Source organism: Candidatus Bathyarchaeia archaeon (genome assembly GCA_038883335.1).
In the GTDB taxonomy this organism is placed as follows: Archaea; Thermoproteota; Bathyarchaeia; order Hecatellales; family Hecatellaceae; genus JAVZMI01.
In genome coordinates, this window is sequence record JAVZMI010000002.1 from 19,791 (window position 1) to 39,941 (window position 20,151).

Consider the following 20,151-nt stretch of genomic DNA (forward strand, 5'->3'; position numbering starts at 1 on the left):
AACAATAGTTGAAATATAATTAAAGCAATATGATTTCGCGATACTAATTTTAAGACCTCTCCTTGCCTGGTGCCATGTAGAGATTAACAGTACCAGTCCCTACAGGGATCATTTGACCACATATCACACTCTCGGTTACTCCGGTTAGATTATCCTCCAGACCTCTAACGGCTGCAGAGATCAGTGTTGGAACTGTTATCTCAAAGGCAGCTCTCGCTAGGACACTGGCCTTCTCACCGCTCACCCCATGCCGCCCAATCTGCATAACTTCGCCAAGACAGGTCATCATGTCTGCGACCAGCATAACATGTCTAATGTCAACATCTAACCCTTGTTCACTCAATACGCTCCTTATCTCTCTTATCAGAGCGTTCCTAGCAGCCTCTATCCCAAGAGTCTCAGCGATCTCGTGTATGCTGTTAGTATTAGTCCTAGTCGGATCGACACCCTCTACTCTTATTACCTTTGTTAGATTCGAGCCGTCAGTCTTAATTATCCACTCCCCATCTTCCTGAGTGATTAAGGCCCTACTGATGCCTTGCACCCCCTTTATGCATAAGGACGGGATTTTCTCAAAGAGCTTAGTTAACTCGCTAGTATCATCAGGTTTTATTTTCAACGAATCCCCATGAGTTGAGATGGAACACTTCATAGACTTAAATGCTGACTTGATCTGGTTGAGGTTTACGCCTCCCTCCTTCATTGCCAGCCTATCAAGTTTCACGATTATCGAAGCCTCAGCCTGATCGAGAAAGATTCCTGAAGACACGTCGCGGAGGGTGGTGTAGACTAGCTTTTGGGCTATAGCAGTTGCCTTCTCCCTATCCTTTCTGAACTCCCCCTGCAAATAAACCGTCATGATAGGTGTGGAAGGGATCTTTCGAGCATCTACCAACTCGATGATTCGTGGAAGACCTAGGGTAACGTTCATCTCCTTAACGCCGGCAAAGTGGAAGGTTCGTAGAGTCATCTGTGTGCCAGGCTCACCTATCGACTGTGCAGCAACCACCCCCACGGATTCTCCAGGTTCAATCTTCGCCATACTATAATCGCGAACCGTGGTTGAGATAACCTTGTCCACGGCCTCCTTACTAAGCTTCGACCCTGAGAGGTCCTTCCTCAGCTCATTGATAAGTAGGGGGGTTAATTCATTTTTAACCTCGTCCAATCTTTCATTAATATAACGCTCAGACGCAGCCATTCCTCCAGAAGTGGAAAGTTTCACCCTCTCGACAAGCCGCTCAATATTGACGGCTTTGCCGTGGTCGCTCTTGGCAGGGTCAACTCCGTCCTCTCCATAACGGAATTGGATAATTTGACCGGTAGCCGTTCTCACAGTCTCGTCATGTTCAACCCTTAAATCTTGGAGGGCATTAACGAGGCGGCGTTGCATATAACCACTCTGCTGAGTTCGAACAGCCGTGTCCACCAAGCCCTCCCTGCCACCGATAGCGTGGAAGAAGAATTCAGTCGGCGACAAACCGTCTCGGTATGATCTGTAGACGAAGCCGCGGGCTTCGGGGCTAGGGTCGCCGGGTTCGAAGTGGGGCAAGGCACGATTCCTGTAGCCGCGAATTATCCTCTTCCCTCGAACTGACTGCTGACCTAGGCAGGCCGTCATTTGACCTATATTTAGGCTTGAACCGCGAGCTCCAGTCCTAGTCATTATAGCCCCGCTATTCTCCATACCAAAGTAATAGTTAGCCTTGGCCCCAGCCTCGTCGCGAGCCTTGGCAAGCTCGTTCATAGCGTAGATCTCGAACGACTCCTCGATGGAACGGCCAGGCAGCCTCGGTAGAGTTCCATCCTTAAGTGAGGCTGTCAACTTAGTTATGTACTTTTTAGCGTCAGCTGTTCTCTTCTCTATAGCCGATTTAACCTCCTGTGATATATCCAACTCTTCCAGAGAGTAGGAGAACCCTTTTAGAGATAAGAAATTGTTTACGAGTCTGCAGAGAGAATTCATAAAGGCTTTGCCTGCTTCAGTTCCATACTCTTTTATTATTCTGTGTAAAATGCTCTCTGACTTTTCAGCCCCTATAGCACTCCTGTCTATCACGCCGGACAGCAGTTTCCCATTTTTAATAACGACATAAGCATCCTTGTCGCAGTCTTCGTAGAGGCATTTGGGGCAACCAGGGCAGATGTTAGCTTTCATGACGTAGTCCAGCCCCTTCGGTAGTAGGAGACTGAATAAGTCCTTGCCAGACCATAACGGTTCTTTACCTTTTACAGTTGGCTCTGGAATTTCACCTTCATAACCAATCGAGACCAGCAGATTGCACAGCTCATCCCTACGGAGGAACGTAGTCTTTCTAGTTAGGAGGTATGATGCTGTGATGAAGTCCCGAATAGCGCCAATAAGAGGCCCACCATATCTCGGGGAGAGAATTTGATTTTGAACCTGCATTAAGACCCTAGCCTCTGTCACTGCCTCCTCCGTTTGTGGAACATGGAGGTTCATTTCATCCCCATCGAAATCAGCGTTGTAGGGAGGACATACACAGAGGTGTAGTCTAAAAGTCTTATATGGTAGAACTTTGACGAAGTGTGCCATCATAGACATTCTATGAAGGGAAGGCTGCCTATTGAAGACCACCACATCGCCGTCCTTCAGGTGGCGTTCTACGATAAAGTGAGGCTGGAGGCTTTCGGCGACTTTACTTCTATCGACTACGAATTCAAGTCTGATACGCTTGCCGTCAGGCCTAACCACGTAGAGAGCCCCAGGGTAGGTTGATGGCCCATTCTTTACAAGTTGCCGGAGCTCTTCGATGTTCCACTCGGTTACAACTTCCGGATAGGTTAGCCGCATCGCTATCTCCAATGGTACCCCTACCTCATCGATGCTGAGGTTTGGGTCAGGGGAGATTACAGTCCTAGCTGAAAAGTCTACTCGTTTGCCGGAGAGGTTACTTCTGAATCTACCCTCCTTGCCCTTCAACCTCTGCGAGAGAGTCCTTAAAGCCCTACCAGACCTGTGCCTAGCTGGAGGAATCCCAGAAGTCTCATTGTCGAAGAAGGTTGTAACATGGTATTGGAGGAGGTCTGAAAGTTCGCGAAAGATGAGAGGAGGAGCGCCGCCTTCAGCCGCATACTCTTTGAGGCGATTATTTATTCGTATTATATCGACCAGTTTATGTGTTAGATCGTCCTCAGACCTTATGCCTGACTCGAGCATTATCGAGGGTCTAACGGCAACGGGCGGGACGGGTAAAACTTGTAGAACCATCCATTCTGGTCGAGCGGATTGAGGAGAGAAACCTAAGACCGCAAGATCCTCGCTCTTTATTAGTTCTAATCTTCCCCTTATGATGGACGGTTCGAGGGGGCGTGTCCCTTCATCCGTGATTTCGAAGAAGTTTGTGGGCTTACTAAATTCGATATGGTTATGTTTCTTCATACAATGTGGACACCTAATATTCTTCCTCGCTTCATGCCTAACCTCCTCGTATATGTTCACAGGATCGATGCCGACTTCATCTCTGGCTTTTGCTATTCTAGCCTTATACTCCTCAACTTTTTCATCTGAGAGGAGGATTCTACCACACTCGCTACAGAATAGGTTTAAAAGTTCATGTATAATCTTTGTAAAACCTGTGTGAATAACTGGCGTAACGAGTTCTATATGACCGAAGTGACCAGGACATTTCGCCGGGGGATTCCCGCAGGTTTTACACCGTGTCCTAGGCTCCAATGTACCCATGCGTTCATCCATCAGCCCCATCGGTATCGGCGCCCCATCCTCGTCGTAGGTGTCAGCCTCTTGCAATTCGACGACGGATAATTTCCTGATCTCCTGAGGGGATTGGACGCCGAACTTGATCTTCTTGATAGTTTTTGTTACCTCTTCTACTACTTCCAGCGACATCATGTTCTGTCCTCCAGAATTAGTCTAGGAGCAAGGCATAGACTCATCAGTTCTTGGAGAAGAAGTTTGAAGGCGTATGAAACTACCACAGGCGACACAATAGCGTCATCGCCACAAAGGTTGCAGACGTATCTCCTCTGCATCTGGTCGTAGTAAGCGATAAAGCCACAATGCTCACAGACATACATCACACACCTATCAGACTCGTCTAATAGCCTGTTCTTTAGGAGAACTGCCGCCCCATGACCTATTAAACAGTCTCTCTCCATCTCCCCAAAACGGAGACCACCACCTCTAGCTCTCCCTTCAGTAGGCTGCCTTGTTAACATTTGAACTTGACCTCTAGACCGGGCGTGCATCTTGTCAGCAACCATGTGATGGAGCTTCTGGTAATAGATCACACCCATGAAGACGTCGGCAACGAGTTTCTCACCTGTCATGCCATTATACAGAGTTTCTCTTCCACTGTGGTGAAAACCTAACTCCTTTAAAGCTCTCCTCAACTCCTCAGGTTTAGTGCCTACGAAAGGGGTACCATCGATTGTGTGCCCACAAACTGAGGCAACCTTGCCTGCCAGAGTCTCTACAAGTTGCCCTACAGTCATTCTAGATGGGAAAGCGTGAGGATTTATGATTATATCCGGGACTATCCCGTCCTCCGTGAATGGCATATCTTCTTGAGGAACCAACATCCCTATGACGCCTTTCTGCCCGTGGCGGGAGGCAAACTTGTCGCCGAGCTCTGCAGGCCGAGTGTCTCTAACCTTGACTTTTACAATTCTAGTACCTTGCGATGTATCAGTCAAAAAGACTGTGTCCACAACTCCCTTTTCGGATGGTCTCATGGTAATCGAGGTATCCCTCCTCGTAGGCCCTTTGACTTCAAACTCCTTGTATTCTTCAAGGAAACGTGGCGGACTTGTCCTGCCCACTAAAACGTCAGAGCCAGAAACCTCGGCTTCAACACCAACTATCCCGTCGGCTTCCAAGAGGCGATAGCTCTGTTCACCCCTAAAGCCTCTAGCCCCAGCCTCAGGAATCTCGAAGCGGTCTTTCCCTCCACCGAGGTATTGCCTTGACTCAGCTTCATATACCCTATAGAAAATCGACCTGCCCAACCCCCGCTCTACTGATGACTTGTTGAAGACCAGAGCATCTTCCATATTATATCCTTCGAAGGATAGAACCGCTATAACGTAGTTCTGGCCGAGCGGTCTTTCATCATAACCCACCGTGAGCATAGTCTTAGTGGTGACTAGAGGTGTTTGAGGATAACTCAGAATGTACGACCTCGAGTCAGCTCTCAGATGGAAGTTAGTGGAGTAGATCCCTAAAGCCTGCTTTACCATTGCCGCCTCGTATGAGTTTCTCGGGGATTGGTTATGTTCAGGGTACGGTATGAGTGAGGCGCAGATACCTAGGATGGTGTAGGGTGCTATCTCAAGGTGTGTATGTTTCGGTGTGAGGTCACTTTCGAATATTGCAATGTAAGCATTCTCCTCTTCGTCAGCGTCTAAAAACTCAATGATGCCATTCTTGATCAGATACTCCCACGAAATCTCTCCACTCTTAAGTTTCTCTATATGCTCAGAAGTAAGGAGAGGGCGGCCATCCCTGCAGACAATTAAGGGCCGCCGAACTCTTCCGGCATCATAGGTTACGTGAACCTCTCTGAGGATGACCCTCGTAGACCTCTCTTCATAAAAGGCGATGTTGATCTCATGGCTGATCTCACCCTTCCTCCTCAGCTCTCTAATTCTCGACACAAGTCCAAGAGGGTCGCTACAATACCCTATAACCCCATCAAGGAATACTTTAGCTCCGTTAACTTTGAGCTCTCTGCTAGCTTTTTCCAATTCTACAACGCCAAGGTTCAGTAGAAGCGCCCTGACTTTTTCTCGGTCTATACCTACCGATATAGACGACGAGAGAGCGAGATTCTTTACGAGACCACAATTCGAGCCTTCGGGTGTTTCATTTGGGCATAGCCGCCCCCAATGGGTGGAGTGGAGGTCTCTAGCTTCAAAGTTGGGCTGACTTCGGCTAAGGGGAGATTGAAGACGGCGAAGGTGGCTTAGAGAGGCCACGTAGTTTGTCCTATCAAGTAGCTGAGTAACACCAACCTTACCCCGCCCCCAGTTACCGGTGGCTAGGGCATGCTGAATCCTCTCGGTGATAATACCAGGTCTGACTGCAGCGTTAATTGCACCTATGGCGCCAACTCGCTTCAGACTGGTTCGCTCCAGCTGGTATTTCATATCACGGCAAAGGTTGCGAAACATTGTTCTGAATAGATCTGCCAATAGAACTCCGGCCAATTTCACCCGCTTATTAGCATAATGATCTTTGTCGTCAGATGCTCTGATGCCGAGTTTGAGTTCTATCATCCGATTAGCTATCTCACCTAGGAAATAGGCCTTCTCCTTCCGTTTGTCTGGCGTTCTACCTATGTGTGGTAGAAAGTTCCTGTCTATAACTCCCTCAGCCTTCTTGAGTCTGTACTCTTCAATCTGACCGAAGGCAACCCTGTTACCAATGTATAGGATCGCATCTGAGGTTTTGAGGACCCCCTCAGACTTCTCGAATGAAGGCTCCAGTTGATCCTGTATCTCCTCCAGCGGCGAGACAACCTCAGCTATCTCTCTATCTGCCTCAACCCCTAAAGCCTTCATCAAGATTACAAATGGTATGTCCGCAACAACTCCAGGGATGGAGACATTTATAGACCCGTCAGATTTCATCTTGACTTCTATGCGAGCTCTGAACCCGACGGTTGTTGAGAAGACTTTTGCTTTGTAGGCTACACCGACCCCCGACTCGTCATAGTCTACTAGAATACGGTTAGCGGCGAGATCTTCGAGACCTACCATTACTCTTTCTGAGCCGTTTATGATGAAGTAGCCACCCGGGTCTCTTGGATCCTCACCCATCCGAATTAGTTCATCTTCACTCACCCCTGAAAGGTTGCATTTTTTTGATTTTACCATTATGGGTATGTCGCCTATGTAGATGGGTTCGAGTGGGGATATCCTCTTTCCATCCCTCTCGATACACATTTCTAGGTAGAGAGGGGCTGCATAAGTGATATTGCGAAGCCTAGCCTCCATGGGGAGGATGCCATGGGCGGACCCGTCTACCTCCACAACCTTGGGCTTCTCAAGATTAACCTTCCCAAACCTGATTCTGTAACGGTTCTCAGCTGCTATATCTATACCGCCTACCTCATCAACTATAGCTTGCAGACCATTCTCTATGAAGTCATCGTAGGATTTCAGATGTTGCTTTACCAAACCTTCCTCTTTGAGAAAACGCTCCACGAGGCTCCAATACTGTTCGTGTGACGCGGCCATAGCTACTCCTCCACAACATACCTATAGTATACACTCTCGCCTGCCGTCTCACTTTTCCTGACGATTTTTATTACGTCCCCAACTTTAGCCTTAAGAGCTTTAACTGCGGGATCCGAGAGCTTAATCCTAGGCAGCTGGTAAAGTTTGATCCTATAGGTTGATAAAAGCCGTCTAACCTCATCCTCTGAGGCTATCATATGTTCAGGAACCAGTTCATGTTTAGGTAGGGTGAATTCTTCTTCTTTCACCAAAGGATATGATCACTTCTCTTAGTATAGTTAAACAATTAGTTAACAGATATGGTATTCAACTCTATGATTAACCTGCACGGGTAGAGTTTCGATAATAGAATGGAACTAATAAACTTTTTGCGAAAATAGCGAAACGTGCGCGGGAGTATAGAACTTAAAAATCGCGGACTCCCTCTGAGACAGCTGGTTTACAGTTAGAGACATTTAACTCCTTCATCTTCTGAGCCCACATAGCCACCAGCCTTCGATCCACCACACCTTTAACCCTGTCCCTGCCGGTGCAGACTGCACCCCTAACGCCGATGATGTCTGCACCTATCCCCCAAACCTTAGCGATATCATCAACGCTCAAGGAGCCCGCCAGAGCAACTGTTAGACCGTTATCATGAGCTTCAGCTGCAAGCCTATTCAACTCGTTGGTGTCTAGGAAGTCAAAGAGGCGCCTGCCGTCCTTAAGTTTGAGATCGACGAGGATGCCGTCACACTCAGCTTTATATGCTATAGCTGGAAGATCCAGCGGCGAGATGCATCCTATTTCCTTATAGTCACCATATCCTGAAGCAACGACCTTGACCTTAGGCCTATATCCTTTCGCAGCCTTACAAACAGCAACCATTAGTTCCGTGGCTTCGCTGAAGTTTCGAGACCCATATAGTCCCGCTTTTACATAGTCGACATCTGAGCAAGCAGCCCCAAAAGCTGCTAGGGCAGCTGTGCCTGGCAGATTTGGCAGATCGCCTAGTGTGGCGCTAACTTCCACATCTATTGCTACTCGTTTGACTCGTTCTATGATCCATGGGAAGTTCGCCCCAAGAGAACCCTCTCGAGGATTCTTCACATCCAGTATATCAGCCCCACCTTTAATTGCCTCTAGTGCCTCATGCTCATCTACTACACTAACGAGAAGTTTCACTATAGGCGGCCTCGCAACGCTGTGAACTATTTATCCTCTGAGCGGATATATTTAACCTTGAAATCCTGATGGTCTTTGATGTCGCAGTTGTTGGGGCTGGGCCTACCGGGTGCATGGCCGCATACACTGCATCAAGGTTAGGTTTGAAGACGGCTCTAATAGAGGAGCACAGGGAGGCTGGACAGCCTCTACATTGTACTGGAAAGTTGACTGCGAGGGCCTTTGAGGAGTTCAATCTCCCAAAAGACATAATATTGAACAGTGTTAGGGGTGCCTACTTGTACTCCCCCAGCAATGTTAGGCTGAGGGTCTGTAAGGAGGATGTGGAGTCTCACATAATCGATAGGGAGGCATTGGATGGGTGGCTGGCAGGGAGAGCATGCGGGGTTGGTGTAGAATTTCTGACAGGCATGAGGTGTCTCGAAGTAACTGGGCACGGCGGTTTTAAGAGGCTGAGGCTGCGGGGGGAGGAAAACTCATTGGAGGTTCTTACACGGCTGATCATTGACGCTGAAGGGGCTAACGCCACGCTGTTAAGGGGCATGGGTTTAAGGGGTGCAGAATCCTTCTTGGTTGGGTTACAATACGAAGCGGACGGCGTGGATTACGAAAGGGATGACTATGTAGAACTTTACTTTGGTAGCAGATTTACCCCGGGATTCTTCGGCTGGATAGTCCCACTCGGAGAGCATAGAGCTAGAGTTGGCCTTTGTGTGAGTAGTAAGGCAGCCTACCCTTGCAGAAAGTATCTGGACAGCCTTCTCAGAGAACACCCAGTTGTCTCTAAGAAGCTTCGAAGTGCCAAGCTAAGGCGCCTATTTGGCGGGAGAATACCTCTTCACGGGCCAATCTCTAAAACCTACGGTGACAGCTTCTTGGTTGTTGGGGATGCAGCAGCTCAGACGAAGTCAACCTCAGGTGGGGGGGTCTATTTTGGGTTGAAGGCTGCTAGGATAGCGGGAGAGACCGCCGCCGAGTGCTTGAACGCGGGAGATTACAGCCAACAGCAATTGAAGAGATATGAAAGTAGGTGGAGGGCTAAGTTTGGGAGTGAACTGAAGTTCACATCCAAAGTCCGCACCTTCCTAGACAGACTCTCCGACAGAGACCTCGACTTGCTCTTTCGGCTATTTGGTTCCGATGAGAAGTTTATGAGAATTGTTGAGGTGTACGGTGATACAGCATATCAATCAAGGCTGTTGAAACCGGCTGCTCTCACAGCCGCTAGGGTCACCCTAGAAAATCCATCCAAACTGGGTTTACTCCTAAAGTTTGCCGCGAAGGGGCTCCTAAGCATCATAAGATGAAGGGGGCAATAACAATACGTAGCATGTAAAGTGGCTTCTGAAACCTATTCGCGGTCTCTGTTATTAACAGAGACAAGGTGAGGATGAGACGTTTTCTGGACCACATGGAAGGTGAAATTCAACTTTTATAATCTAACTGCAAGCATCCGTGGTCTTGCCAGTTAAAAGAAATGAGAGTTGTGGGGAGGTTATGTCTCTCTTCTGCGTGGCTATGCTGCAACGGCGCCTGGGAGCACCAGCATTATGAAGACTGCTACTATGAGCCCATATATGGCGATAGCTTCGATGAAGACTACAAAGATGAAGAACTTCCCAATAATCTCGGGTCGTTCAGCTCCAGCGGCAGCAATCGAAGAGGTTGCTATGCTTAACCCTATACCAGCCCCTAATCCTGGCCCAGCTATAGCAATACTAGCACCTATCGCCATTAAGCCCAGCTGTGAAGCCACGGCAGCGGTTGTAGCCTCGTCTTGGGCGTGCACATTTAGTAGATTAGCCGCTCCAACCAGCGAGACACCCAAAACGAATATGAAGAACATCTTCGAATTGATCTTCACTATTTCCACCCTGCGACCGAATTTGGATGGTTGTCTATTTTCATCCCTTTTGCTTTAAAAGCTTTTTGTTATTTTCATAGTGGGTGAGGGGGCTGGTGGAGCACAAGTTGACGTTCCGCCTTCTCACTGGGCAAACCTAAATGTTTAGCTACAATAATAGCCATTAAATCACGAACCTCGTAGAGCTTCATATACAGGTAAGCGAGAATCTCAGTCAAATGGAAGAAGCGTTGAAAGAAGACCCTCCCACACTCGTTAGCATGATAACGCTTGAAGGCAACCTCAAAGATTGATAAATCCTCGTTTATCTCATATGCACCAAGTAAAGGAGAGATAACGTTTATGTAATAACCTGAGGTGAAGACTTTGAGAGAGTCCTTCTCCGTAGCCGCCGCAGCAGCCTTCTTGAGCTCTTTCTCCGTAACCCTATGCAGCGCGGGAATAAAATATTCCTCGATATCGCTTGGTTTAAAGCCCATCTTCTTCATCCTCAGGACAACCATAATATTAACCATATCAAAGGTTACACCCAAGAGCTCCGTGCATTGACGGTCACGCCCCTTCAGCCCTCTAGCTTTTTCCCACTCCATAATGGACGTATACTTGATTATGGTCTGCTCAACCTCCAAGGCTTGCCTTACAGGATTTACAATCTCCTTTACGAGATCCCAAATCTTAGCTTCTAGGATCCCGTCGCCGAGGAGCTTCAGGACAGGCTTAACATTCTTACTCTCCACAAGGCTTTTACAAGCTGCGGCGTCGATGTCTCTGTATGGGTGGATGAAGTTGGAGGCTTTCTCCCACGGTATCTCCAAAATGATGGATTTGACTATTTGAGCGATGCATCTTCGGCGTATAGAATTGCTGAATTCTCCGAGGAAGTTTATCGCGTTATTGTCTTTTAGACGCGAGACGAAGAAGTTAAGGTCTGCCTCATATGACTTCATTAGGCTGTGTTCTACTTTCAGGATGTCAAGCTCTCCAAGCGCTGCCGAGGACACGTAGGGGGCGTATGGTGTACCTTCAAGCCGCCTCAATATGGCTTGGACGCTTTCAGCCCCTAGCATAGCATCATAATCACTCTTGACAAGAAGACGGGACTTCTTCCCCCTAGCCCTCGGCGAGAGCTCCCCATATTTGTATACTGAACTTAGCACTTTTCTTTCACCTTGGCAAACTCGAGAATTCTATTTGATAGACGAAGTAGCAAGATGACACTGCCGATAAACCCAACCGCCACTGCTATGAGGACTATAACAAACCTCACCGCAAGCGTTAACCCCATTGAGGCTGTGATGAACAAGCTTGCGAACAGAGAGATAAGTACCAACGCGGGCGATATTAGGCCGGCCAGTAGAATCCGCTTCATCGAGTAGCCTTTAATCTCCACTGGACGTAATTGAGCTAATTTAAACAACCTTCGCAAACTTCCACTCAATTTTGAACGCCTCAAATGGTACACCATCTCCCCTATAGAACTTGGAGAACCATTCAACCCAGTGAAGCCTAAGGGTGTGGGCGAAGGTTATGATACCTTCCAGAGCTAGGATCATGAAGAGCGTGACCAAGAAGAAGATAGGCACGAACATAAAGCTACCCCACCCCAATAGAGCTATCTCAGAGAATAATGCATGCACGATCCCTAAAGCCATTATCCGCCCATAAGATATGGTGTTAGATAGTGACTCAATCGCCTTGGTGATAGCCTCGGAGAAACCTTCTGAGAAACCTTCAGCAATACCGTGGAGTAGTATCATCCCAACAAATGGCGCTATCAAGATAAGAGTGAAACTTAGAGGCTCATCTATGATCATCCTGCCTACCTGGAGACCTCTGGTTAGTATGAGATAAGATAAGCCGCCATAGAACCAGAGCCATGAAACAGGGCACAAACATTCTTTAAATTCCCTATGTACCAGTTTGTTAGCTAAGTCGAGGACTATCCCAAAAATTATCTGAATTATCCCAACGATTATGGCGACCTTTAGCAATACGATAGGACCACCGAAGTCCATTAAAGCAGGATTGAACCACAGCGGCTCCGATAGACCAGTCAACATCGTATACCAGTAGGGGCCCTCAGGGTAGTGGTGGTTATGAGTAAACGTTGGTCCGAAGAAGTCACCGTAGAGGAGACCGAACAAAATCGCCATAACTCCACAACTTATGATTAGCACACGCCCCTTATAGAGGGGATCCCACATCTCCCCCTGTATCTTATACTTGTCGAAGATGGGCTTTATGAGAAGGCCACCAACCAAGACAATTATGCCGTGGCCTATATCCCCGAACATCATGCCGAAGATTATCGGGAATGAGAGCACCATTATAATCGATGGATCCAACTCGTGATAGTTGGGCAACCCATATGCTTCCACAAGCCGCTCATAGCACCTTGCAATGGTCGGATTCCTCAACACCGTTGGAGGCTTATCACCCTCCTCCTCACTTGCAACGTGAAGAACCACACCGGGGAAAGCCTCCCTCACCATGTTAGCGAGCTTTTCAATATCCGATTCTTTGACCCACATCTCGAATACAGTGGTTCTAGCTGTCCGTCTAGATCTCCTCTTCAACTCCTCCAACTTAAGCTCGATGCCGACAGCTTCATCATAGGCGTGTAGAGGGGCTACTTTCCTCGCTATCTCCTCCAACTTGGCTAAGAGCTTGGGGTGCTCATCTGTGAGCACTTTTATCCTTTGTTCTATACGTAAAATATTGAGGGCTCTCTCCAATATTCTAACATGCTCAAGAGGGGCAACAGCCAGCAGCCGTCTGACTCTTTCCAGCAATGACTCAACCTCTGAGGGCTGCTCCTCACGCACAGCGTTAATTATTACGTCAACTTCTTGAAGAGTTAGATATTTATCGACATTGAGCAGAACCTCGAAGCCTCTCGAAATTTCTTGCGCACTCCTAGAAACCCCTCGCACCGCTTCCTCAACTTCAGGAGAACCTAAGGTTAGACCAGCCAATTTATCAAGTAACCTTTCAGTCTCTCCGGCATTTGCCCAGAAACGCTCTCCAAGTATGGCTACGATTTCCTTGCTTAACTTCTCTCTTAGGTTCTTCATCGCCTCCTTAATGGTGACAGCCGATGTGCGGGCGGAATTCAGTTTGCCGACTGCCTCAAGCTTCTTCTCAACAACGTCTTTAGCATCGCGGAGAGTAACTTCAAGTTTTGCTACATGCTCCTGCGCATCAGGCAGACTCACTCGGGTCTTCTCGGTGAGGGAGAGGAGCTCATTTATCTCATCGTAAGCTTCCCTTAGCTTAGCCTCATCGGGCGGTAGTTCCCCATAGGGGAGGGCTAACTTTCCGACCATATCCACATAGAGTAGAGCTTTCTGGACTTCCAGAAGTCTGCTATGGAGATCTTTTATGATATCCCTCTCAGCTAGAGATCGCCGATCTATTGCGGGGATGGATGAGAGGTCAAGCCCATACTCGCGGAGGAAGCCCTTAACCCCCTGCAGTTCATCATAGAACTGAACTCGGTCGCGTTCAAGGGATGACTTCTCCTCAGCAGCCATCTTAACCAGATTCTCAACTTCGGCGATACTAACCTCTATGCTCCGCAGCTGTTCTTCTATCTCTCTCAAAAGTTCCGCGGGCTCCGACCTGAGGGCTACTGGTTCAGGGGGGTGAGGGATGCACCCAAGTTTCTTCTTAACATTAATTATCCTGTTGGACAGGTGAAGGAGGTGGTCTTCCCTCGTAGACCTCTCAACATCCTCGGTTACAGTTTTATATTTGTTGATCTTCACGGTGTTAAGATTGATGAAGTGCGCTAAACCGAGTCTGCCTATGCTTCGTAATAGATCATCTATCCTATCAGACGGGGCTACAACCTCGACCCTAACCATACTCGCTGGGCGGAGCAAACAGACTCACAACCAGTAAATTTCAATCTGAGGTAACATCTAAGTATCTTATAATTTTTAAGATTTCCGCAAGTTGCTTAGAAGCTGCTTAAAACTTTGAAAATAGACGAGAAACGCTTAAGACGTTATTGCCACCTATTGGAATCTTGCAATTAAAGGCTGCTCAGGACAGCAGCGGAGTGAGCCTTGACATTTCGCACCTAATAAATCTGGAGGAGGTTGAGGAGGGTTGTGTGGGATCTTCGGCTGCGTGCAGAGATCTGATCAGGTAGCCAAAGTCATCTACCAAGCTTTAAAAAGGTTGGAGTATAGGGGATACGACTCAGCTGGGATAGCAACCCTCCACGAAGGAGTTATATTCGTGAAAAAAGATCAGGGAAAACTTGATCACATCCATGCGCGACTAAACCTTGAAGATCTTCCCGGCAGGGTCGGAATTGGACATACACGGTGGGCAACCCATGGTGCACCGCTACAAGTTAACGCTCACCCACACATTGATTGTTCACATCGAATCGCCGCGGTCCATAATGGAATTATTGAGAATTTTGTAGAGCTGAAGAAAGAGCTGGAAGGATCCGGGCACATCTTCGTATCGAAGACCGACAGCGAAGTTATCCCCCACCTTATAGAGGACAAAATAAAGGCTGGGTTAAAGTTCCCAGTGGCTGTGAGGGAAGCTGCAAAAAGGCTGGAGGGTTCATATTCAGCTGCAGTCATCTATGAGGGAGAGCAGGATGGGATTGTCTGCCTGAGGGAGAAGAACCCTCTGCTAATCGGCGTAGGTTCAGAAGGGCTTTACGTGGCTTCAGATATACCAGCCATCCTTCCATTCACCAATAGGATAGTTGACGTAATGGATGGCGAATTAGTAGTAATTTCTGATACTGGTTACGAGATACGAAAAATAGAAGATTGGAGTATCGTTGAGAGGAAGCCAAAAATTATTGACTGGAGCATTGAGACAGCTCAGAAGGGAGGCTTCCCCCATTACATGCTCAAGGAGATACATGAACAGGCTCGGTCGCTCAGAAACGCTCTGTTACTTCAAGATAGATACCTAGATCTGATAGCTACTTTTCTAGACCGCTCCAAACAGATATTCCTTTTAGCCTCAGGCACCTCATACCATGCTTGTCTTGCAGCTTCATATATGTTCAGCAAGTTTGCATGCGTCGCTGCCTACCCAGTCGTCGGATCTGAGCTGATCCAGCAGTATGGCGATTCAATCCACATAGATAGTACCATACTCGCCGTCAGCCAATCCGGAGAGACGGCTGATATCCTCCAAGCCGCCGAGTACGCAAGGCTAAGAGCAGCGACAGTGCTGGGGCTGACTAACGTTATCGGGTCAACTTTGACTAGGATCTCCCGTGCATATATCTGCCAACAGTCAGGACCAGAGATCGGAGTGGCTGCTACCAAGACCTTCACAGCTCAACTTATTGTCTTGGCGCAGTTGGCCTTGCGGCTTGCAAAACTCAGAGGAAAGATTTCTCAAGATGAGATTGATGAGTTCAACGTTAGACTTAAGGAAACACCTAACCTTGTCGAGCTTGTTATCAAAAGGGAGGAGGGTAAGATAAAGCTCCTCGCGAAGAAATATCGAGAGTCGCCTATTTTCTATTTCCTAGGTAGGGGAATTAGTAGTGCAACAGCGCTGGAAGGACGATTGAAACTCCTCGAAGTTGCCCGAGTTCCAGCCCTCTCTTACCCAGCTGGGGAGAGCAAACATGGCCCTATTAGTCTTGTCGAACCTGGTTTCCCCATAATATTCATTGTGCCTAGGGATGAAACGCGAAAGATGGCGCTAAGCAACATGATGGAGATGAAGGCTAGGGGAGGGGTTATTATACCTGTTGCAGAGGAGGGCGACGAAGAAGTGTTAGGGTATGGTGAAGACCATATAGAGGTCCCTAAGGGCGCTCCAGAAATCCTCTCACCTATCCTCTACGTGGTGCCTTTGCAACTTTTCGCATACTATATGGCAGTGGAGAGGGGTTACGACCCTGACAAACCATGTAATCTAGCAAAATGTGTCACAGTACTTTGAAATAGAGCAACTCCCGAGCCACTCCAAGATATCCTTATATAATAAAGTCGTAAATAAATAGCCACTTCCATCCGTGAATATAAAAAAAAGTGATTGAAATGCCGGGCGAGTTTGCTGGTAGGAAGCTCAGACTCACTAGACAGTCCTTCAGGTGGAGTGACCGTTACTACAAACGGAGAATGCTAAAGCTGGATGTAAAGTCAGACCCCCTCCAAAAGGCGCCGATGGGACGGGGAATAGTCCTTGAGAAAGTAGGCATTGAAAGTCGGCAGCCTAACAGTGCCGTCAGGAAGTGTGTAAGGGTTCAGCTGATAAAGAACGGCAAGGTAGTAACAGCTTTTCTGCCAGGTGACGGCGCACTCAACTTTGTGGAAGAACATGATGAAGTTTTAATCTGCGGCATCGGAGGACCTCGTGGTAGGGCTTACGGAGACCTCCCCGGCGTTCGATACCAGACCATCGCCATAAATGGTGTATCCTTAACAGAGTTGCTGTTAGGGAAGAAGCAGAAGCCTGCACGCTGAAAGGCGATGGTGGCGCTCTCTTTACAGCTTCTACCGGCGAATGGACATACCTTTGTCCGTTTATTTTTAGACTCTTATTCCGCCACGACTACGCGAGTTTGAAACAGTGATAAATTAAGGCAATCTTATTTAAGAGTGGTAAGACTTGTCTTCGCACGCAATATACTTTAGTGAGTATTGTTGCGTGTTCGAGACGGAGCTGTGTATTGCTTGTTGTCTCTCTCTTTGGTTGGCTCGAAGAGCCTTGTTCTCCCACCCATAATTGTCATCTTGACACTGTTTTCTTTCACCAGCAACTTCACGTAGCGGTTTACAGTGTACCAGAGGGGATTTGTTAAGACTCCGATGTCGGATACTGTGAGAAGTCTAGTTGCGTCCTCTGAGAGAGCCGAGAAGACTGCCTAATTTCGTCTTGGTAAATATTCAACGTGGGTTACAGATTTTGTAGGGTTTCGACATTTTAACATTTCCAATGTCGATCGATTTTCTTAGCACCATGTTAAATATGGAAATTCAACACTCAATCAGTAAGTAAACCCATGGGCTAGATTATACTCAAAAAGGAAATCGAGCCCAACCCATGTGGCATAAAAATTACCTACTTGACCTCCAATGTATAGGAAAACCTGCAAGTCTGAGGTTGGAATGCTAATTAAATTTTTAAATTGCCTAAGAAAGACCTTAACACCCTCGGTCGCTGATGTTTTTATTTATTACTCGGCGAAAGAGTGTGGAATCTACTTGTACGGCTGGTTGAACGCTAACTATGAGCCTAAAAATGTTGACGAGCTTCTGTCATATCTCCAACGGTTCATGAAAGAAATGAAGCTAGGATTACTAAACATATGCGCGTTCAACCCTGAGGATGGAAAGATTGTTTTAAGAGTCGAGAGAGGCTTCGAGGTGGAAACTGGTGTAGGCGGTGAGACATGTGTTTTTATGCGAGGAATGCTCGAAGGTCTGATCGAGCAGATCATAGTCAGAAACATTACATTGGAGGAAACAGCGTGTGCCTCAGCTGGCTCGCCTTACTGCGAATTTAGCGCAACCATTAAGCGGTGAAGAGTAGATTTAGTGAACAAACGTGGGGTCCCTAGTCGAGAAAGACTTCACCCCTGGTATTACTTTAAATTCTTTAAAAATCAACAAATACCGTTCTGTCAGTCTTAAAAGTCTGACCAGAGGAGACATTTTTACCTTTAGTCTTCTATTGGGATATTGGTGTATACGCCCCCAATTTTTACTCGTTCTATAGAAGCCTTCCATAGCTGCGATGCTTAGCTCCGCAGCCTCTCAGAAGATCGCTATTTTCACATTCATCTTGCCAATAGAATAGTGAGGCGAATAATCTTTTAACCAGAGGTTATTCGCCTTTACCTGGAGGAGAGCGCAATCCTCTCTTGTTCATCTCTCTTGGCCACGGCATAGCTCTTGCTATCTCTCTCAGCTGCCAATAGTATCTCATCAGCAAGGCTTTCATCTATTGTCTTAATGTTGCCGAAAGCATTTTTCCTAGCCCCATCGGCCAAGAACCTCAAAGCTAAGTCAAGCCTGCGGAGAGGCGCCACATCCACGGCGACGTGATATACAATTCCTCCATAACTAATTCGGGTAGTATCTTCGCAGGGCGCCGAGTTCTCTATAGCGCGAATTAGAACCTCTATCGGATTTCTCCCCGACTTGAGGTGAATTATCTCAAAAGCGTTCTTTACTATCTGTAAAGCACGGGCTTTCTTGCCACCATTTTTTCCAGGCCTCATCAATTGGTTTGCAAGTCTCTCAACTATCGAGATCTCAGACTTGAGAAAACGTTGATGTTCATGCCTGCCCCCTGAGTGGGCTGTAAGAGTATCCTTTACTGAAATGTATCGTGCGAGCCCTGGATCCTTTACCTCTAAACCTTCGAAACCCCACTTGCCAAAGAGCTTTATGGGCTCAGACCCAACCTTCTCAGCCACACAATCACCAGCAGTTTTGCAGTGTATACTTCCCAACCTCGATTTAAATATTTCACGCGTAATGAACGGAGCGACAATTTGTTGAGAAAAAGTTTAAATCGACGGAATATGATAAGCCATAAGCCAAGGCTGATAAATAAGCCGTATATAAACTTGTAGGAATGACACTCGGAGGTTTGAAGTAGATTGCCTGAGAAGCCTCACCTGAACATAGTCGTAAGCGGACATGTAGACCATGGAAAGTCGACTTGTATGGGTCACCTGCTTTTCTTGAAGGGTGCAGTCAGCGAACGGGATATAAAGGAGTATGCGGCGCAGTCAGAGAAAGCTGGGCGAGGAGAGACTTTCAAGTTTGCCTGGGTTATGGACCGGATGAAGGAGGAACGGGAGAGAGGGTTAACCATCGACCTTGCCTACTGGAAGTTTGAAACCGGCAAATACTTCTTCACGATCATCGACGCACCTGGCCACCGTGACTTTATAAAAAACATGATTACAGGTGCCAGCCAGGCTGACTGTGCAATCTTGGTATCCTCGGCTAAGAAGGGAGAGTTCGAGGCTGGGATTGAGGCGGGAGGCCAGACCAGGGAGCATGCTTTCCTCTTGAAGACATTGGGGGTAAATCAGTTAGTTGTGGCAATTAATAAAATGGACGACCCTACAGTCAATTACAGCCAAACTAGGTATGAAGAGTGCCGAAAGCAGCTTGAACACCTACTTAGGACTGTCGGCTTTGACACCTCGAAAATCCAATTTATACCGATATCGGCTTGGGTTGGCGATAACCTTGTAAAACCGAGTGATAAGATGGGTTGGTATAAAGGACCGACTCTAGAAGGGGCTTTAGATCTATTCGAGGTTCCACCCAAGCCTATAGATAAGCCTCTCAGAGTTCCAATACAAGATGTCTACACTATAACCGGCATTGGAACAGTACCGGTTGGGAGAGTTGAGACCGGCATCATGAAGGAGGGAGACAATGTCGTCTTCATGCCGGCTAATGTGAAGGGTGAGGTTAAATCCATTGAAACCCACCATGTAAAAATCCCACAGGCTATCCCTGGGGACAACATAGGCTTTAACGTGAGAGGCATCTCGAAAGCCGACGTTAAGAGGGGGGACGTATGTGGGCATGTGACAAATCCCCCGAAGGTGGCGAAGGAGTTTATAGCTCAGATAATAGTTGTCCACCACCCGACCTCGCTCGCCCAAGGTTACACGCCGGTGCTTCACGCCCATACAGCGCAGGTGGCATGCAAGTTCGCAGATTTGATGAAGAAGATTAATCCTCGAACTGGTGAAACCGTAGAGGAGAAGCCTGCCTTCCTAAAGACTGGGGATGGGGCGTTGGTGAGATTGCAACCAGTGCGCCCAATAGCGATCGAGACCTATGCTCAGATACCGCAGTTAGGGCGGTTTGCTATAAGAGATATGGGCACGACTGTAGCTGCAGGAATCGTAAAGGAGATAGTCGAGTGATAGG

Annotated in this window: 14 protein-coding genes; 6 read left to right on the forward strand and 8 right to left on the reverse strand. The window is 47.6% G+C overall.

All coding sequences use genetic code 11. From position 1 onward, the window contains the following. Positions 1 to 49 precede the first annotated feature (49 nt). The 4 genes from QXJ75_01245 to QXJ75_01260 form a co-directional block, all read right to left on the reverse strand. Positions 50 to 3,871 (reverse strand): DNA-directed RNA polymerase subunit A', encoded by a 3,822-nt coding sequence (locus QXJ75_01245; protein MEM3736706.1) that lies wholly within the window; start codon positions 3,869 to 3,871, stop codon positions 50 to 52. After that, positions 3,871 to 7,221: a DNA-directed RNA polymerase subunit B gene (locus tag QXJ75_01250; GenBank protein MEM3736707.1), complete on the reverse strand. Its 3,351-nt coding sequence runs from the start codon at positions 7,219 to 7,221 to the stop codon at positions 3,871 to 3,873. Before QXJ75_01250 ends, QXJ75_01245 begins: the two co-directional genes overlap by 1 nt. A 2-nt stretch (positions 7,222 to 7,223) precedes the next feature. Next, a complete protein-coding gene (locus tag QXJ75_01255) occupies positions 7,224 to 7,472 on the reverse strand; it encodes a DNA-directed RNA polymerase subunit H (GenBank protein ID MEM3736708.1) in 249 nt (82 codons plus the stop codon). A gap of 154 nt (positions 7,473 to 7,626) precedes the next feature. After that, positions 7,627 to 8,385 (reverse strand): (5-formylfuran-3-yl)methyl phosphate synthase, encoded by a 759-nt coding sequence (locus QXJ75_01260; protein ID MEM3736709.1) that lies wholly within the window; start codon positions 8,383 to 8,385, stop codon positions 7,627 to 7,629. Positions 8,386 to 8,453: 68 nt separating this feature from the next. On the opposite strand from QXJ75_01260, the gene QXJ75_01265 reads away from it, so the two are divergent. Next, positions 8,454 to 9,692 carry an NAD(P)/FAD-dependent oxidoreductase gene (locus QXJ75_01265; protein ID MEM3736710.1) on the forward strand — a complete coding sequence of 413 codons (1,239 nt, stop codon included), beginning with the start codon at positions 8,454 to 8,456 and terminating at the stop codon, positions 9,690 to 9,692. A 209-nt stretch (positions 9,693 to 9,901) separates the two neighbouring features. Here QXJ75_01265 and QXJ75_01270 read toward each other — a convergent pair whose 3' ends face one another. Then, positions 9,902 to 10,258 carry an ATP synthase subunit C gene (locus tag QXJ75_01270; GenBank protein ID MEM3736711.1) on the reverse strand — a complete coding sequence of 119 codons (357 nt, stop codon included), beginning with the start codon at positions 10,256 to 10,258 and terminating at the stop codon, positions 9,902 to 9,904. Positions 10,259 to 10,323: 65 nt separating this feature from the next. After that, positions 10,324 to 11,406 carry a V-type ATPase subunit gene (locus QXJ75_01275; GenBank protein MEM3736712.1) on the reverse strand — a complete coding sequence of 361 codons (1,083 nt, stop codon included), beginning with the start codon at positions 11,404 to 11,406 and terminating at the stop codon, positions 10,324 to 10,326. 12 nt (positions 11,407 to 11,418) lie between these two features. On the opposite strand from QXJ75_01275, the gene QXJ75_01280 reads away from it, so the two are divergent. Then, positions 11,419 to 11,625 carry a hypothetical protein gene (locus QXJ75_01280; protein MEM3736713.1) on the forward strand — a complete coding sequence of 69 codons (207 nt, stop codon included), beginning with the start codon at positions 11,419 to 11,421 and terminating at the stop codon, positions 11,623 to 11,625. Positions 11,626 to 11,658: 33 nt separating this feature from the next. Here QXJ75_01280 and QXJ75_01285 read toward each other — a convergent pair whose 3' ends face one another. Then, a complete protein-coding gene (locus QXJ75_01285; protein MEM3736714.1) occupies positions 11,659 to 14,115 on the reverse strand; it encodes a V-type ATPase 116kDa subunit family protein in 2,457 nt (818 codons plus the stop codon). A gap of 247 nt (positions 14,116 to 14,362) precedes the next feature. Between QXJ75_01285 and glmS the strand changes: the two genes are divergently transcribed. From glmS to QXJ75_01300, 3 genes are all read left to right on the forward strand, one after another. Next, entirely contained in the window at positions 14,363 to 16,186 is a 1,824-nt protein-coding gene (glmS, locus tag QXJ75_01290; protein MEM3736715.1) for a glutamine--fructose-6-phosphate transaminase (isomerizing), read from the forward strand. Positions 16,187 to 16,284: 98 nt separating this feature from the next. Beyond that, on the forward strand, positions 16,285 to 16,710 hold the full coding sequence (locus QXJ75_01295) for a 30S ribosomal protein S12 (GenBank protein MEM3736716.1): 426 nt from the start codon (positions 16,285 to 16,287) through the stop codon (positions 16,708 to 16,710). A gap of 645 nt (positions 16,711 to 17,355) precedes the next feature. After that, on the forward strand, positions 17,356 to 17,772 hold the full coding sequence (locus QXJ75_01300; GenBank protein ID MEM3736717.1) for a V4R domain-containing protein: 417 nt from the start codon (positions 17,356 to 17,358) through the stop codon (positions 17,770 to 17,772). Between the two features lie 311 nt (positions 17,773 to 18,083). Here the strand turns inward: QXJ75_01300 and QXJ75_01305 are convergent, their stop codons facing one another. Next, positions 18,084 to 18,695, reverse strand: coding sequence for a 30S ribosomal protein S7 (locus tag QXJ75_01305; GenBank protein MEM3736718.1), 612 nt, complete (start codon positions 18,693 to 18,695; stop codon positions 18,084 to 18,086). A 159-nt stretch (positions 18,696 to 18,854) separates the two neighbouring features. On the opposite strand from QXJ75_01305, the gene tuf reads away from it, so the two are divergent. Then, positions 18,855 to 20,147 carry a translation elongation factor EF-1 subunit alpha gene (gene tuf / locus QXJ75_01310; GenBank protein ID MEM3736719.1) on the forward strand — a complete coding sequence of 431 codons (1,293 nt, stop codon included), beginning with the start codon at positions 18,855 to 18,857 and terminating at the stop codon, positions 20,145 to 20,147. The last annotated feature ends 4 nt before the right edge of the window (positions 20,148 to 20,151 follow it).

What these genes read in the sequence shown, in the direction of transcription:
- QXJ75_01245 (MEM3736706.1), bottom strand. Translation starts at nt 3,871, where the DNA reads ATGTCGCTGGAAGTAGTAGAAGAGGTAACAAAAACTATCAAGAAGATC.
- QXJ75_01250 (MEM3736707.1), bottom strand. Translation starts at nt 7,221, where the DNA reads ATGGCCGCGTCACACGAACAGTATTGGAGCCTCGTGGAGCGTTTTCTC.
- QXJ75_01265 (MEM3736710.1), top strand. Translation starts at nt 8,454, where the DNA reads ATGGTCTTTGATGTCGCAGTTGTTGGGGCTGGGCCTACCGGGTGCATG.
- QXJ75_01285 (MEM3736714.1), bottom strand. Translation starts at nt 14,115, where the DNA reads ATGGTTAGGGTCGAGGTTGTAGCCCCGTCTGATAGGATAGATGATCTA.
- QXJ75_01295 (MEM3736716.1), top strand. Translation starts at nt 16,285, where the DNA reads ATGCCGGGCGAGTTTGCTGGTAGGAAGCTCAGACTCACTAGACAGTCC.
- QXJ75_01300 (MEM3736717.1), top strand. Translation starts at nt 17,356, where the DNA reads ATGCTAATTAAATTTTTAAATTGCCTAAGAAAGACCTTAACACCCTCG.